This window comes from Streptomyces sporangiiformans, assembly GCF_005768555.2.
Taxonomy (GTDB): Bacteria; Actinomycetota; Actinomycetes; order Streptomycetales; family Streptomycetaceae; genus Streptomyces; species Streptomyces sporangiiformans.
The window spans coordinates 59,675-74,750 of record NZ_VCHX02000176.1 but is presented as its reverse complement, the minus strand read 5'-3'; the positions used below and the strand labels follow the sequence as shown (position 1 = coordinate 74,750).

The following is a 15,076-nucleotide window of genomic DNA, read 5'->3' as shown; positions in this document are numbered from 1 at the left end:
TGCAGCTGCACGCACCAGACCCCGCTCACCCGTGCTTATCAGGCGCCGTCAGCTGGGGTCGGCATGATCCGCCGGACAGGCCCCAGGAGCCCGGTAGGAGCCAGGGGGGTCGTCGGGGTGTCGTCTTGATCACAGACGACACCCCGGGTGGTCACAGCTGCGCCGGTGCCGTCCCCTTCAGGGTGCTCAGGTCGAAGGTCTCGGCCATCTGCTCGTACCCCTTGTCGCTGGGGTGGAGGTGGTCGCCCGAGTCGTACTCGGGGCGGAGACGGCGGGGGTCGTAGGGGTCGCGGAGGGCCTTGTCGAAGTCGACGTAGTCGTCGAAGACCTTGCCGGAGCGGATCAGGGCGTTGACGGCCTGGCGGGTGGCCTCGAGGTCGGGCTGGAAGCCCCGGTGGCCCTGGAAGGGCATGAGGGTCGCGCCGATGACGCGCAGGCCGCGGGCGTGGGCCTGCTCCTTCAGGGCGCGCAGTCCGGCGGTGATCTTGCCGGCGTCGGTCTGGTGCGGGGTGCGCAGGATGTCATTGACGCCGAGCACGACGACGACGGCCTTGACGCTGGTGCGGCCGAGGACGTCGCGGTCGAAGCGGGTCAGGCCGCTCGGGTTCTCGGCGGGACGGCCGATGCCGCTGGTCAGGACGCGGTTGCCGCTGATGCCCTGGTTGACCACGCTGTAGCGGGGCGCGCTCCGGTTCTCGCGCAGCCGGTCGGTGAGGACGTCCGTCCAGCGGCGGTTCTCGCCCGTGGTCGAGCTCACGCCGTCGGTGAGCGAGTCGCCGATCACGACGACCGTGCCCTGGGACTCGTTGCTCAGCACGTCCACCGCCGTCAGATAGCGCCAGTACGGCGTCTGCTCGGTGTACGCGGCCCCGCTCACGTCCTCCGTGCGGTCGCCCTGCGCGGCGTAGGAGATCTGCCGCGCCTGCGGGTGGTAGGTGACGGAACCCGACGACGTGGGCGAGTACGTGGTCACCAGGATGTCCGTGTCATGCGGGATCAGCACCCGCACGGCATCGCTGACCACCTGCTGGCCGGCCGGGACGATCACCGAGCTGCTGCCGCCGAAGGTGAGGCGGCGCATGGTGTCGGCGGCGGCGGCCGCGTTGTTCGCGGAGGCCGCCACGGCGATCGACGCGTGTGTGATGTTGAGCGGCTGCTGTCCGTACAGGTTCGAGAGCGTGATGCGTGCCGCGGTGCCCCCCACGCCCGCGTGCACGACGTTGCGTACCGAGCGGCCGGCCATGCCGTTCGTCTCGGTGCCGGGCTCGGCCCCGACGGGCGACGCCGACCAGGCGCCGACCCAGATGGCGGCGGACGCGGGCGCCGCCGAGTTGTGTGGTGTGCTGCCGCTGGCCAGCGTGTTCCGGGCATCGCCGTCGTCGGACGCGACTCCGACGTATATGGCGGCGGAAATAGCCACGATCATGGCGACGATCGCGGAAAGCAGGGCATAACCGTGACGCCTGGTCATGCGGTGCATGTCTCCTCGAGCAGTGGGAGCCCGAGGCTCCGATGTGATGACCCCATGATGGGGTATGACGCGGGAGGAACCCGACAGGACCCCCTTGAACTCCCCCGACCGGACAGACGCAGGGAACTCCTGTTCCGTTCCATGAGTCAGTCAGGAAAGAAGTAGGAAAGGGACAATGGGTACGGGATATGCGGACAGGTGGAGTGGATGGAACGCACGAAAGCGGATGAAATGGGCGAAGTGGATGTTGTAGAGCAGCATGCCCGGCCGGTCTCCGCCAGTAACCGTGCCATGGGCTACTACAGCCCCGCGGACGAGGAGAAGCGCCGCGGCGTCCGCCGTATGAAGGTCACCGCCACCGGAATGCTGCTCCTGGTCGCGGTCGTCTACGTCCTCGCCAAGGTCGCCGGCAGCTCCGGAGCGGGAGCCTGGGCGGGCTATGTCGCGGCGGCCGCCGAGGCCGGCATGGTCGGCGCGCTCGCCGACTGGTTCGCCGTCACCGCCCTCTTCCGCCGCCCCCTCGGCCTGCCCATCCCGCACACCGCGATCATCCCGACCAAGAAGGACCAGCTCGGCATCTCCCTGGGGGAGTTCGTCGGCGAGAACTTCCTCTCCAAGGAGGTCGTACGCGGACGCCTGCGCGCCGTCGGCATCGGCAGCCGCCTCGGCACCTGGCTGGCCCATCCGGAGCACGCCGACCGGGTGACGGCGGAACTGGCCACCGCCCTCAGGGGCGCCCTCGCCGTGCTGCGCGACTCCGACGTGCAGGCCGTCGTCGGCGAGGCCATCAACCGTCGCGCCGACGCCCAGGAGATCGCGCCCGGCATAGGAAAGATGCTGGAGAAGGTCGTCGCGGACGGCGGCCACAAACGCGTCGTCGACCTGATCTGCGTACGCGCCCACGACTGGCTGGTGCTCCACGACGACCAGGTGATGGACGCGGTGACGGGCGGCGCCCCCGGCTGGACCCCGCGGTACGTCGACAGGAAGGTCAGCGAGCGCGTCTACAAGGAGCTGCTCCGCTTCGTCAGTGAGATGCGCGACATGCCCGCCCACCCGGCCCGTGGCGCCCTCGACCGCTTCCTCACCGACTTCGCCTCCGACCTCCAGTCCGACACCGACACTCGCACGCGCGTGGAGAACCTCAAGCGCGACGTCCTCGGCCGGGGCGAGGTGCAGGACCTCATCGCCTCCGCCTGGTCCGCCGTACGGCAGATGATCGTGGCCGCCGCCGAGGACGAGCGCAGCGAACTGAGGCTGCGCGTACGGGCGTCGCTGCTCTCGCTCGGCGCGCGGATGTCCGTCGACCCGAAGCTCCAGTCCAAGGTCGACGGCTGGGTCGAGGGCGCGGCCGTGTACGTCGTGACGACGTACCGGGACGAGATCACCTCCCTCATCACGGACACGGTCGCGGGCTGGGACCCGGAGCACACCACCAGGAAGATCGAGGCGCACATCGGCCGCGACCTGCAGTTCATCCGGATCAACGGCACGGTGGTGGGCTCGCTGGCGGGACTGGTCATCTATACGGTGTCGCGGGCGCTGGGGGCGTGACCGGCTCTCCAGCTTCGGATCCTCTTCCTCCAGCTTCGGCGGCTGCGGCCCGATCCGGCCACCTGATCGTGAGCGCCATCAGCGCCCCCGTCGCGCACAGCGCTCCCGCCGCCACCCACACGAAGTCGTACGACCCGAAGGCGTCCCGGGCCGTGCCGCCGAGGAACGCGACCAGGCCGGCGCCCAGTTGGTGGGCGGCGCCGACCCAGCCGAACACCACGGGCGCGTCGGGTCCGTAGTGCGCGCGGCACAGCGCGAGGGTCGGCGGGACCGTCGCCACGTCGAGCAGCCCGAAGACGATGACGAAGGTGACGAGGGGCGGCCCGACGGTCGCGGTGAGGAGCAGCGGCAGCGCGACGAGGGTGAGGCCGCGCAGGGCGTAGTACGTGGCGAGCAGCCGGCGCGCGTCGACGCGGTCGGTCAGCAGTCCGGAGGCGACCGTCCCGGCGACGTTGAAGATCCCGATGAGCGACAGCAGCGAGGCGGCGACGGTCACCGACATCCCGTGGTCGTGCGCGGCGGGCGCGAAATGGGTCCACATGACGCCGTTGGTGGAGGCCCCGCAGACGGCGAACGTGCCGGTGAGGAGCCAGAAGGGCGCCGTGCGGGCGGAACGGGCGAGGACCCGGAACGCACGCCGGACGGCACCGGGCACGGGCCTCGGCTTCGGTACGAACTCCGTCGCGCCGTAGGGGAGTTGCCGCACGTCCGCCGGATGGTCCCGCATCAGCAGCCATACGAGGGGCAGAGTGGCCGCGGCCGCCACGGCCAGGGCGAGCGCGGCGGCCCGCCAGCCGTGTGCGTCGATGACCTCCGACAGTACCGGCAGGAACACGAACTGCCCCACCACGCTCGCCGCCGTCAGCAGACCCGTCACCAGGCCGCGCCGCGCCACGAACCACCGCTCGGTGACCGTGGCCGCGAACGCCGTCGCCGTGGCACCCGTGCCGAGCCCCACGAACACGCCCCAGTACAGGACGAACTGGGCGGACAGTGTCATCGTCGTGGCGAGCCCGGCACCCGTCGCGACCAGCGCCAGCGCCCCGGCCGCGACGCGCCGCATCCCGAACCGGTCCATCAGCGCGGCGGCGAACGGCGCCGTCGCCCCGTACAGCGCCATGTTCACGAACGTCCCGAGCCCGATCGTGCCCCGCGACCACCCGAACTCCTCGTGCAACGGCCCGACGAGCAGCCCGGCGAGCGTGGTGAAGGCGCCGGAGGTGACGATGGCGAGGGCGGCGGCGGTCGCGACGATCCAGGGGGTGCGGTGGCGGTGACTGGTCATGACCTCGACCCTCCGCTTTCGCCGGCACCGCAACGAGTGGCCAGATGGCCATGATGTGCAAGAATCTAGCCATGAGCCGTGTCCGGGACCAGACGACGCACCGTGTGGCGGTGCTCGTCCGGAACGGGGTCCTTCCGATGGAACTGGGCCTGGCCCACCAGCTGTTCGGCAACGCGACCACACGGTCGGGCAGGCCGCTCTACACGATCCTGACCTGCGCCGTCACGCCCGGCATGATCCGTACGGACGCGGACTTCCCGATCTACGCGCCGCACGGACCGGAGGCCCTTGCGTCGGCCGACACGGTGATCGTCCCGTCCACGCACGAACAGGACGAGGACCTGAAGCCCGGCGGCCTGGACGAGGGGCTGGCCGCGGCGCTGGACTCCGCCCGTGACGCGCGCGTCGCCTCGATCTGCACGGGCGCGTTCGTGCTCGCGGCGGCCGGGCTGCTGGACGGCCTGCGGGCGACCACGCACTGGCTGTCGTCGGACCAATTCGCGCGCACCTTCCCCGCGGTGACCGTGGACCCCGACGTCCTGTACGTCGACGAGGGCCGGGTGCTGACCTCGGCGGGAGAGGCGGCCGGCATCGATCTGTGCCTGCACATGATCCGCCGGGACCACGGTTCGGCGGTCGCCGCGGCCGTGGCCCGCCGTACCGTCGTACCGCCGCACCGGGAGGGCGGACAGGCGCAGTACATCCAACGCCCGGTTCCGGACGCGCAGTTGACGGGGTCGACCACCTCCGCCTCACGCGCCTGGGCGCTGGCCAGGCTGGGGGATCCGCTGACCCTGCGCGACCTGGCCGCGCGGGACTCGATGAGCGTGCGTACCTACAGCCGCCGCTTCCGCGAGGAGACCGGCCTCACGCCCATGCAGTGGATCACCCAGCGCCGCGTCGACCGGGCCCGTGAGCTGCTGGAACAGACCGACCACACGGTCGACCGCATCGCGGCGGAGGCGGGCTTCGGCACCGGCGCGTCCCTGCGGCAGCACTTCCAGGCGACGCTGGGGGTGTCGCCGGGTACGTACCGGGCGACGTTCCGCGGCTCCGTCGTACCACCCAGGGGGACCCGAGGGGATCTGAGTACGCGGATCTGAGTACGCGTACTCTGTCGGCTCCGCAGGCGCCAGGGAACCCTCGAACCCATGACCGAGAAGCTGATGGGACACCTTTCGGACCGCCCCTGGACGGAACGCTGGCTGACGCGCCTGCTGGGCGCCGCCCTGTCCTCGGCGGCCTACCTCCTCTGCCTCCCCTGGGATCTGCGCAACCGTGTCGAGTCGCCGGGCTCCACGAGCGAGACGACCCCGGTGACCGGTCTCGGCGTCGCGCTCCTCGCCGTGACCCTGCTCCTCCTGGCCGCCTATTTCGGCCGCCGGGACGCCCTGGCCTGGCCGCTCCTGCTGGTGGCGGCACCTCCGGCGACGCTCATGTACGTCTCCTTCCGCACCCACCCCGAAGCGGACGCGTCCCCGTGGTCCCTGACCTGGGCGTTCTGCACGCTGCTGATCGCGGCAGGGGTGATGGTCGCGACCTCGGTGGCGCGCCGGTTCCGCCAGGACACGGGCGACTCGATGGACGGCTTGATCTACGCCCATCGCTAGTCCGTGCGCGCCGCGGCCCTCTCCTCGGCGCGGGAAGAAACTGGCCAAATGACCGGGAACAGCGGTTCTCTGACGGAGCGGGACGCCCATGACAGGGGTCCCGCTCGTCATATGACTGGAGTCACACGATTCACTTTCCGTAAGGAAACGCGCGGGGAGGAGATGCGACAGAACCGCACATCTCTGACTACCGCTCAGTACTCCTCGCTACGGATCATGGAAAGCGCTTTACAGTCCACCTCTCCCTGATTGGTGTGAACCTTTCCCTTTGTGTGGGAACTGTGCATAAGTTGTGACGGCTTCGCTGACGGGAACTCAGGTGTCCTGTACGAAGCGGGGGTTGAGCTCGGGTCGCCCGAGCTGCCCCCCCATCCGTATGTGCAGTACTGGGAGGGGATCCGTATGTCCATCACCAAGAGAGCGGCCGCTTGTGCCGTCGCCGCGGTCGCGATGTCGGCCTTCGGTCTGGCCGCCCCGCAGGCGTCGGCGGTCGACGGGCCGACGGCGAAGGTCACGCTGGCCGCCAAGGCCTCGGCGAAGACCAAGAGCATCGTGGAGAGCAACCCGCAGGCGGCCGCCGCCGCGGCCACCGTGTGCGGCGCCGGGTACACGAAGATCATCGTCGCCGAGCGTCTTCCCGACGCGCGCCGCTACGCCACCGTGTACGTGTACACGAACGGAACCACGACCGGACCGAACTACTACGACAAGCCGACCTGCGGCGTCCTGCACAACGAGACCGGCTCGGCGCAGTCCATGGGCATCCGCCTCAGCGACAACTACACCGCCACGGCGGACGACGAGGACTTCGGCACCTTCTCGACCTACGCGGGCCCCGTCCGTCAGAAAAAGGGCTACTGCGGCGATGTCTACTCGTACATGAAGATGTCGGGCAGGGTGGTCGTCGACCACGTCATCACCGTCGGTGCCTGCAACTAGATCTGCCGCATGATGACGAACCATCGCCGCACAGGGCGGCCTCTGCGCGTACGCGTCCTGTCTGTCGTACTGCCCTTGTGCCTCGGCACTGTTCTCGCCTGGGCCTTCGTCTGGAACGAGGGGGACGACGGGAACAGGGGGAACGAGGGAGCTGATGCGCGGGCCACGACGGCGGCGAGGACGTCAGCCAGTGCGGCGGCGCTCACCGCGACGCCCGCGAAGCGAGCGACGCCCGCACCACCCGGGGGGACCGCGGCGCCGGAGTCGGCGTCGAGCGCCGGCCGAGCGAAAAGCACGGACGGGAAGCCGGATTCCAGTAAGTCGCCTCAGAGTCCGGCCGCGCACGCGGCGGCTGATCCGGCGGCCGCCGGCAAACCCGGCTCGCATGGGGCCGTCGCTCGCGACGTACGGCTGAAAGCGACGCCGCAGCAGTTGGGCGTCTGGGTCGCCGCGGCCATCACCAACCACGGAGACGGCCCGGCGGACTACGAGGTGACGGTCCGTGTGACCGGACCCGGGGGATTCTCGGCCGAAGGAAAGTTCCGGGCCGACCGGCTCGCGCCCGAGGCGCAAGGCGGCGGCGGCCTTCTCTTCGCCGACCGCGACGGCGCTCCGGTACCGACCGAGCCCACGGCGACGGTCGTCGACATCACACGGCGGCCTGCCGCGCGATAACCCGGCACCGGCCTGCCCACCCCCATCTCTCCAACTCCCGCCCCGACAGGCGCTGTGCCTCGACGCTCTGTGCGTCGATGCCCTGTGCCTTGAAGCTCTGTGTCTGCCGGGGCGGGTCGACTCGTGCCGCGAAACAGGCGCGAGGGACACCCTCCAGTCAGAAGGACAGACGTTGAGGTTACGAAGACGAACACAGGCGTCGCTGGCCGTGTTGGCGGCCGGCGGGATGCTGACGGGGCTGGTTCAGGGCACCGCCTGGGCCGACGCCTCCGCGCGGAGCAGCGAGGCGATGTCCTCGGCGGCGGCGTCGGCAGGGTCGGCGAAGTCGGAGAAGCCCACGCCGGACTCGGTCCCCGCGGGCGAGCGCACCGACATCCTCGGTGAGGACTACAAGAAATCGGCCGACATCGCCTGGACCACCACCGGCGATGCCCAGGGCTTCCATCTGCTGACCGCGACGGAGAAGAGCGGTTATGCGTGGAAGACCCTGGCCTCCCTGGCCGAGCCCGGGTTCGACGCGGACCAGTGGATCGGCAACGCGTGTGTGACGGGCTCCGGCAAGCGCGCCGTCGTCGTGTACGCACCGCGCACGTTCACCAACAACCCGAACCTGATGGCGCGCGGCGGGTTCACGGCCGTGGTCGATCTGGCCACCGGCGCGGTGACGAAGCTGAAGGTCAACGCGTCGCTGTCGTACTACAACCCCGGCTGCGGCACCGGTGAGGAGGCCGTGCTGACGCAGTCTCCGGGTGAGGACAAGAAGCAGACCCGCCTGATCCGCCTGGATGCCGCCACGGGCGCGCTGAGCTCCCCGGTGGCGGTGGACGGCCAGATCACCTCCTCCGTCCCGGCCGGCGGAGGGAAGATCGCCGCGGCAGCCGGTCGCACCCTCGTCGAGATCGACGGCAAGGGCGCCAAGAAGAAGCTCGCGACGACAGACACCGTGCCCTACCGCGTCAGCAAGGACAGCGACGGTGGGTACGTGTTCCTGGAGCGCGTGCAGCGTGACAGTCTCCGGCAGCGGGAGACCGCGCTGGTGCGCCGCGTGGCGGACAAGAAGGTGTCGCAGCTGGGCTCGGGACCGCTCGGTGCCACCGGCCTGACGCGGCGTGGCGGACACGTCTACCTGACCGGTGAGGTCAAGACCGCGAAGAGTCTGCCGAAGGCGGTCACGCGGCTGGCCGGGACCCGCAAGGACGCCACGCTCTCCACCAAGGGCGCCACCGTCGTCCAGCACACCCGCTGGGCGGACGGCAAGGGCTCGCCGAAGTACCTGCACCCCGACAAGGCCACCGACGCGCGCGTCGTCGACATCACCGCGACGGTCCGCGAGACCAAGGAGCGGGCCGACTTCACCGTGACCCCGCTCAAGGCCAAGTCCCCGCAGTGGGAGACCTCCCGCACCCCGTCCCCCCTGCTGGGCAAGCCCACGGGCACGAGCAAGGGCACGAGCAGGGCCGATGCGGGCGGCGGGATGCGGACGAACTCCGCTGGGACGCGCCCGCTGGCCGCGCCCGCGGACGCGGACGACGTGGCCGGCACCCGCACCGAGATCGTGGAGTCGGAGCGCACCTGTTCCGTGCCGCGCAACGATCCGCGCAACCAGGCGATGCAGCCCAAGCCGCGCCAGGTCGAGTGGGCCGTCAACAAGGCGATCACCGGGAAGCTGAACCTCGGTGCCTCACGCCCGGCGAACTGGAAGTACCTGGGCATGCCCGCCTACGCGCCGCAGACCCTCTTCACCAACCCCGCGCTCGAAGGCGGCGGCCGCGTTCCCGCGCAGGTGATGCTCGGCATCACCGCGCAGGAGTCGAACATGTGGCAGGCCAACCGCTCCGCGGTGCCCGGCGTGACGGGCAGCCCGCTGATCGGGAACTACTACGGCATCGACTACTACGACGGCAACACCGACAACGACTGGGACGTCGACTGGTCGGAAGCCGACTGCGGCTACGGCATCACCCAGGTCACCGACCACATGCGGCTGGCCGGGCGTGAGCACGGCAAGGGCGGCACCGCCTGGGACTACCAGAAGCAGCGCGCCGTCGCCCTGGACTACGCGGCCAACGTCGCGGCCGGCCTGCAGATCCTGGTCGACAAGTGGAACACGACCAGGAAGGCCGGGCTCGCCGTCCACGACGGCAACCCCAACCGTCTGGAGAACTGGTTCTTCGCCCTGTGGGCCTACAACAGCGGCTTCTACGAGAACGTCAACGGCAACGGCCCCTGGGGCGTCGGCTGGGCCAACAACCCCGCCAACCCCGAGTGGGACGCGGGCCGTACCCCGTTCATGGAGGACCGCCTCGGCAACGAGGACGCCTCCGCCGCCGCCCGCCCGCAGCACTGGCCCTACCCCGAGAAGGTCCTCGGTTTCGCCGCGCACCCGCCGGCGTTCCTGGAGTCACCCGGCACGATGGTGCCCGCGTTCCGCGCCGCCTGGTGGAACGGCACCGACGGGGACGCCACCATCAAGGGCTCCGCGAAGTACAACCGCGCCCGCGTGAAGCCGCCGGAGGACCTCTTCTGCGGCCCCTACAACTGGTGCGAGCCCTCGAAGATCGGTGACGGCACGAGCAACGAGGCCGGACAAGGCCCCTGCACCCACGCCGACTTCAAGTGCTGGTTCAACCAGTCGGTCCAGTGGAAGACGGACTGCGCCTACGAGTGCGGCAACGAGTTCTTCCGCTTCACCTCGCCCGACTTCGACGCCGAGCAGGCGGACGGCACGGCCTACCCGCCCACCTGTCTGCGCACCGGACTGCCCGACAAGGCGATGATCGTCGACGATGTGCCCCAGGGCACCCCGTCGATCCGGCCGAACTGCGCCAACGCCGCCTGGCACAACGAGGGCAGCTTCAGCCTCGACTTCGGTGAAGGCGAGGCGGGCCTGGCCCACGACGGCCAGACCATCTCCAAGGTGTGGCCCTCCAAGGTCGACCTGCACCAGCTCGGCGCCGGCTTCGGCGGCCACTTCTACTTCGGCCACACCCGCGCGGACGACGCCAAGGGCCAGCGGCTGAAGATGACCGGGTCGTGGACGCTGGACAAGGCCGTCACCGGTCCGGCGAAGATCTGGGTCCACCTGCCCGACCACGGAGCGCAGGCCAAGTACGCCGCGTACAAGGTCCACACCTCCAAGGGCGTCAAGACCCGGGTGGTGAACCAGAACGGCAGCAAGAACCGGTGGGTGTCCATCGGCGGGTTCATGTTCGACGGCAAGCCCAAGGTGTCGTTGTCGACCATCACCCCGGACGGAACCGGCGACAAGGACATCGCCTACGACGCGATCGCGGTCGAGCCGATCAACGGCAAGTTCGTCGAGCGGAGCCTGACCGCCGCGGCGATCTTCGACCCGAACCAGAACCTCAACTCCAACATGCCGGAGGAGTTGAACACACCGCTGCGCACCATGAAGACGCTGTACGACTGGGGCATGGGTCTGGCGTACAAGGGTCCGTTCTGGCAGAACCCCGACAACGCCGATGTCATGGGCATCACGGGCGCGGCCCGCTGTCCCACCGTGACAGCGGTGGGTGAGTGCAGTGGCCAGAACACCTACGACGCGGCCAAGAAGTGGTACGAGGACATCAAGGCCGGCGGCCAGACGCCACGGTCGGACGGCTCGGCGCCCGCCATGTCGATCCCGGTGTGGATGGCCATGTCCAACCAGCGGCCGGACTCGTCGCAGCCCGCGAGCGTCGCGCTGAAGGGTGACAACAGCTACAAGATCAAGAGCGAGGTCGACGTGAGCTTCATCGTCGACAACTCCACCGGGAAGATCGTCTCCGGAAGTGAGTCGGCGGGCTACCGGGTCCGCGTCGGCAACGCCCACCTGCCGCACTTCGTGACCGACATCATCAAGGCGATCGAGTCGGACTACGGGATCACGGCGCCGAACATCGACTACACCACGTACGACGCCCTCGAGTTCGGCCGCGATCAGCGCGTGCGCCCGTACACGGACGGTGACACCCCGGGCCAGGCGTACTTCCCGCACTTCCGGGGCGCGCGCGTGAACTCGGACAACACGTGTGTGGACTTCCGTGCCGTCGGCGGCGGCGTCCACGGCTACCGGCCGATGGTCGCGAACAAGCACGTCAACAACAATGTCAAGGCGTGGGTGGACAAGGTGAAGGGGCATACGGAGACCAACATCGGTGTCCGGAACTTCGCCGGGGAGGTCTACTCGATGTTCTTCAAGAACGACGGCGGCAACAACGCCTTCGGCAGCATGATCGGCAACGCTCCGCCGATCTGGCAGGACATCGCGGCCGCGTTCTGTGCGAACGGCAGCGTCAAGCCGACGCACAAGAGCGACAACCGTGACGCGGTCCCGGCCAACGGCATCGTCTACCAGAGCTACATGCCGGACCTGTACCTCTACATCGACGACAAGATGACCGACAACCTCGGCCGTCCGTCGAACAGCAGGATCAAGCTGGGCGACTGGAAGAACTTCTCCAACCTCCCAGCCGGCAACGGCCACGCGTACGGATCGTGCAGTGCCACCGAGCGGGGCAGTGGCGGCAACCCCTGGCAGATCAGCGCGCCCGTTCCGGTCATCGGTGACGGCCCGGGTGAGCGTCCGGGCGATGTCGCGCACTGCGACGACCCGACCGCTCGATTCGCCGAGAACATCACGCCGTAAACCGCACCACACCGGGGCCGCCGCACGGCGGCCCCGGTACCGCACGGAAAGGAATCCATCATGGGGTCTGGCGCGACTGTCATCGTCGGATTGCCGCTGTTCCTCTATCTCGGCCTGGTGACGCTGCTGTGCGTCAAAGTCGGTGACAAGACGTCATGGAAGGTGGGCTGGCTGATGGCCGCCGGCACGGTGCTTCTGCCCCTCGCCCTGTTCGTCGCCTTCGTGACTCCCTGAACCACCCTTGTAGGCGTACGAGGGCCCTGGCTCAGGAACCTCACAGGTTTCTCGTGGATGCTCCACAGCGAGCGCCCTTAGTGTCACTCGAATCCAGCGGGCGACACAGAGAGAACAAAGGTGAGCAGCCATGCGCGAGGAAATCCACGACCACGACAGAGGTCTCTCCTTCGACCTCCCCACCCTTCAACGCCGCAAGATGATCCGGCTGCTGGCCGGCGCGTCCTTGGTCCCCCTGGTGGGTTGCTCGGGCGAGGACTCGGACACCGCGTCCTCTTCCTCGTCCAGCTCCTCGTCCTCGTCGTCGTCCTCCTCGGGAACCTCCGACGCGAGCTGCGAAACCATCCCGGGCGAGACGGCCGGCCCGTACCCCGGTGACGGCTCCAACGGCGTGAACGTCCTGAAGGAATCCGGCGTGGTCCGCAAGGACATCACCTCCAGCTTCGGCTCCGCGAGCGGGAAGGCGGAGGGCGTTCCGCTGACCATCACCCTCACCGTCGTCGACGCCGCCTCGGGCTGCGGCACCCCGAAGGAGGGCGCGGCGGTCTACCTGTGGCACTGCGACCGGGACGGCAACTACTCCCTCTACTCCGAGGGCGTCACCGAGGAGAACTACCTGCGCGGCGTCCAGGAGGCCGACGCCAAGGGCCAGGTCACGTTCACGAGCATCTTCCCGGCCTGTTACAGCGGACGATGGCCCCACATCCACTTCGAGGTCTACGGCAGTCTCGAAGACGGCACCAACGCCACGTCCATCACGTCCACCTCGCAACTCGCCCTCCCGGAGAAGGTCTGCGACGTCGTGTACGCGACGGACGGCTACGAGCGCAGTGTCCAGAACCTGAGTCAGCTGTCCCTGGACACCGACAACATCTTCAGCGACGGCTACGACCAGCAGATGGCCACGGTGGAAGGCAGCGTTGAGAAGGGGTACACGGCTACCCTCACGGTGCCCGTGTGACGAGACCCTTTCGCCGGGTCAGGCGCCCGTGGTGGAACCCGGGCGGATGATCATGAGGATGGTGACGGTGGCCCAGAGCAGGTTGAAGATGCCTGTGGACATGGCCAGTTGAGCGGTGAGGCGCTTGCCGGTCTCGGCGCCCTCACCCGCCTCCGCCCCTTCGAGGAGCGCGGTCTGCCGGGGCAGGACCACGGCGACGAGGACGACGGCCGCGAGTGCGGTCAGGGCGATGGAGACGATCAGCCAGGCGTCGCCGAGCACGCCCATGGTGCCGGCCGTGGCGAAGCCGAAGACGGGGACGACGACGCCGACGGTGGCGTAGACCCGGCAGATCCGGTGCAGCAGACGTACGGTCTCCACCGCTCGCGGGTCGTGCGGCTCGGCGAGGGCACGGCGCGCGCTCGGCGGGAACATGCTGGCGGCCACGGTGACGGGCCCGATGGCGATGATCGCGGCGATGACGTGGACGGCGAGAAGGAACTTGGTCACGAAGGGACGGTAGGCGGCGACGGGATCGCGTAGAAGCGGCGGTATTGCCATAGGTCAACGGATTCTCGCCAGGCCTCTCGCCATGGCTTCTCGCCACGTGGTGGTCATGGATCATGTGGCGTTGAACCAGTCGCGGCCGACTACCGCCCGTTGGCCAGAACCCGTTCCCTGCCTACTCTTTCGCCATGCACACCGTGGCCGTACTCGCCCTGGACCAGGTCATCCCCTTCGACCTCTCCGCACCGATCGACACGTTCTCGCGCGCCCGGCTGCCGGACGGCCGGGACGCCTACCGGGTGCGGGTCTGTGCGGCGGAGGAGGAGGTGGGCGCGATCTCGTTCAGGCTGCGGGCGCCGTACGGTCTGGAGGCCCTGGCCGAGGCCGACACGATCATCCTGCCCGGCGTCGCCGAGCCCAGCGTCCCGCTGCCGCCCGGTGTGGCCGAGGCGTTGCGCGCCGCCGCCGCGAACGGCACCCGTATCGCCTCCGTCTGCGTGGGCGCGTTCATCTTCGCCGCGACCGGTCTCCTGGACGGGCTGCGGGCGACCACCCACTGGATCGCCGCCCCGTATCTGGCGGACATGTATCCGGCCGTGACGGTCGACCCCAACGTCCTCTACGTGGACAACGGCCAGTTCCTCACCTCGGCGGGCTCCGCCGCCGCGCTCGACATGTGTCTGCACATGATCCGCAAGGACTACGGCTCGGCCGTCGCCGCGGACGCGGCCCGTCTCTCGGTCATGCCCTTGGAACGGGAGGGCGGGCAGGCCCAGTTCATCATCCACGCGCAGCCTCCGGCCCCGGCCGGCGCCACGATGGAACCCCTCCTGCGCTGGCTGGAGGAGAACGCCGAGCACGAGCTGACCCTGGACGACATCGCCGCCCAGGCCGGCACCAGCGCCCGTACCCTCAACCGCCGCTTCCGCGAACAGACGGGCACGACGCCCCTGCAATGGCTCCACCGGGCGCGGGTCCGCCGTGCCCAGCACCTCCTGGAGACCACCACGCACCCGGTCGAACGGATAGCCGCGCAGGCGGGCTTCGGCTCCCCGACGGCGTTCCGGGACCGCTTCAAGAGGGTGGTGGGTACGAGTCCGCAGGCTTACCGGAGGGCGTTCCAGGGCGCGACTGCGGACTGACCGTGGGGGGCGAGGGGGAGTGGTGAGTGGGTGGGTGGGCGAGTGGCTGATTGGCTGAGTGGTTCAGCCGC

General features: G+C 69.4%; 12 protein-coding genes. 9 read left to right on the top strand and 3 right to left on the bottom strand.

The genetic code is table 11. The features are described 5' to 3' along the window. Positions 1–151: 151 nt before the first annotated feature. Positions 152–1,471 carry an SGNH/GDSL hydrolase family protein gene (locus FGD71_RS31360; RefSeq protein ID WP_119103935.1) on the bottom strand — a complete coding sequence of 440 codons (1,320 nt, stop codon included), beginning with the start codon at positions 1,469–1,471 and terminating at the stop codon, positions 152–154. A gap of 207 nt (positions 1,472–1,678) precedes the next feature. Between FGD71_RS31360 and FGD71_RS31355 the strand changes: the two genes are divergently transcribed. Beyond that, positions 1,679–3,025, top strand: a complete 1,347-nt coding sequence (locus FGD71_RS31355; RefSeq protein ID WP_181359312.1) for a DUF445 domain-containing protein — start codon at positions 1,679–1,681, stop codon at positions 3,023–3,025. Here the strand turns inward: FGD71_RS31355 and FGD71_RS31350 are convergent. Beyond that, positions 2,991–4,310 (bottom strand): MFS transporter, encoded by a 1,320-nt coding sequence (locus FGD71_RS31350; protein ID WP_119103924.1) that lies wholly within the window; start codon positions 4,308–4,310, stop codon positions 2,991–2,993. The genes FGD71_RS31355 and FGD71_RS31350 overlap by 35 nt on opposite strands. 71 nt (positions 4,311–4,381) lie before the next feature. Here FGD71_RS31350 and FGD71_RS31345 point away from each other — a divergent pair, with 71 nt between their 5' ends. From FGD71_RS31345 to FGD71_RS31320, 7 genes are all read left to right on the top strand, one after another. Continuing rightward, a complete protein-coding gene (locus FGD71_RS31345) occupies positions 4,382–5,413 on the top strand; it encodes a GlxA family transcriptional regulator (protein ID WP_240436859.1) in 1,032 nt (343 codons plus the stop codon). A gap of 48 nt (positions 5,414–5,461) precedes the next feature. Beyond that, the gene (locus FGD71_RS31340) at positions 5,462–5,920 is read left to right on the top strand and encodes a hypothetical protein (protein WP_119103922.1); all 459 of its coding nucleotides are present in this window, start codon (positions 5,462–5,464) and stop codon (positions 5,918–5,920) included. 402 nt (positions 5,921–6,322) lie between these two features. After that, on the top strand, positions 6,323–6,859 hold the full coding sequence (locus tag FGD71_RS31335) for a hypothetical protein (protein ID WP_240436858.1): 537 nt from the start codon (positions 6,323–6,325) through the stop codon (positions 6,857–6,859). A 9-nt stretch (positions 6,860–6,868) separates the two neighbouring features. After that, on the top strand, positions 6,869–7,534 hold the full coding sequence (locus tag FGD71_RS31330; protein WP_140935988.1) for a hypothetical protein: 666 nt from the start codon (positions 6,869–6,871) through the stop codon (positions 7,532–7,534). 172 nt (positions 7,535–7,706) lie between these two features. After that, positions 7,707–12,182, top strand: coding sequence for a golvesin C-terminal-like domain-containing protein (locus FGD71_RS31325; RefSeq protein WP_140935987.1), 4,476 nt, complete (start codon positions 7,707–7,709; stop codon positions 12,180–12,182). Positions 12,183–12,242: 60 nt separating this feature from the next. Continuing rightward, on the top strand, positions 12,243–12,416 hold the full coding sequence (locus tag FGD71_RS47595; RefSeq protein ID WP_162931276.1) for a hypothetical protein: 174 nt from the start codon (positions 12,243–12,245) through the stop codon (positions 12,414–12,416). Positions 12,417–12,546: 130 nt separating this feature from the next. Further along, the gene (locus tag FGD71_RS31320; RefSeq protein WP_119103918.1) at positions 12,547–13,377 is read left to right on the top strand and encodes an intradiol ring-cleavage dioxygenase; all 831 of its coding nucleotides are present in this window, start codon (positions 12,547–12,549) and stop codon (positions 13,375–13,377) included. A gap of 18 nt (positions 13,378–13,395) precedes the next feature. On the opposite strand, the gene FGD71_RS31315 is transcribed toward FGD71_RS31320, so the two are convergent. Next, positions 13,396–13,866, bottom strand: coding sequence for a DUF2269 family protein (locus tag FGD71_RS31315; RefSeq protein ID WP_119103933.1), 471 nt, complete (start codon positions 13,864–13,866; stop codon positions 13,396–13,398). 185 nt (positions 13,867–14,051) lie between these two features. Here FGD71_RS31315 and FGD71_RS31310 point away from each other — a divergent pair, with 185 nt between their 5' ends. Further along, the gene (locus tag FGD71_RS31310; protein WP_119103917.1) at positions 14,052–15,005 is read left to right on the top strand and encodes a GlxA family transcriptional regulator; all 954 of its coding nucleotides are present in this window, start codon (positions 14,052–14,054) and stop codon (positions 15,003–15,005) included. Positions 15,006–15,076 lie beyond the last annotated feature (71 nt).

Coding starts and splice junctions, on each gene's coding strand:
- FGD71_RS31360 (WP_119103935.1), bottom strand. CDS start 1,471: ATGACCAGGCGTCACGGTTATGCCCTGCTTTCCGCGATCGTCGCCATG.
- FGD71_RS31355 (WP_181359312.1), top strand. CDS start 1,679: ATGGAACGCACGAAAGCGGATGAAATGGGCGAAGTGGATGTTGTAGAG.
- FGD71_RS31350 (WP_119103924.1), bottom strand. CDS start 4,310: ATGACCAGTCACCGCCACCGCACCCCCTGGATCGTCGCGACCGCCGCC.
- FGD71_RS31345 (WP_240436859.1), top strand. CDS start 4,382: ATGAGCCGTGTCCGGGACCAGACGACGCACCGTGTGGCGGTGCTCGTC.
- FGD71_RS31340 (WP_119103922.1), top strand. CDS start 5,462: ATGACCGAGAAGCTGATGGGACACCTTTCGGACCGCCCCTGGACGGAA.
- FGD71_RS31335 (WP_240436858.1), top strand. CDS start 6,323: ATGTCCATCACCAAGAGAGCGGCCGCTTGTGCCGTCGCCGCGGTCGCG.
- FGD71_RS31330 (WP_140935988.1), top strand. CDS start 6,869: ATGATGACGAACCATCGCCGCACAGGGCGGCCTCTGCGCGTACGCGTC.
- FGD71_RS47595 (WP_162931276.1), top strand. CDS start 12,243: ATGGGGTCTGGCGCGACTGTCATCGTCGGATTGCCGCTGTTCCTCTAT.
- FGD71_RS31320 (WP_119103918.1), top strand. CDS start 12,547: ATGCGCGAGGAAATCCACGACCACGACAGAGGTCTCTCCTTCGACCTC.
- FGD71_RS31310 (WP_119103917.1), top strand. CDS start 14,052: ATGCACACCGTGGCCGTACTCGCCCTGGACCAGGTCATCCCCTTCGAC.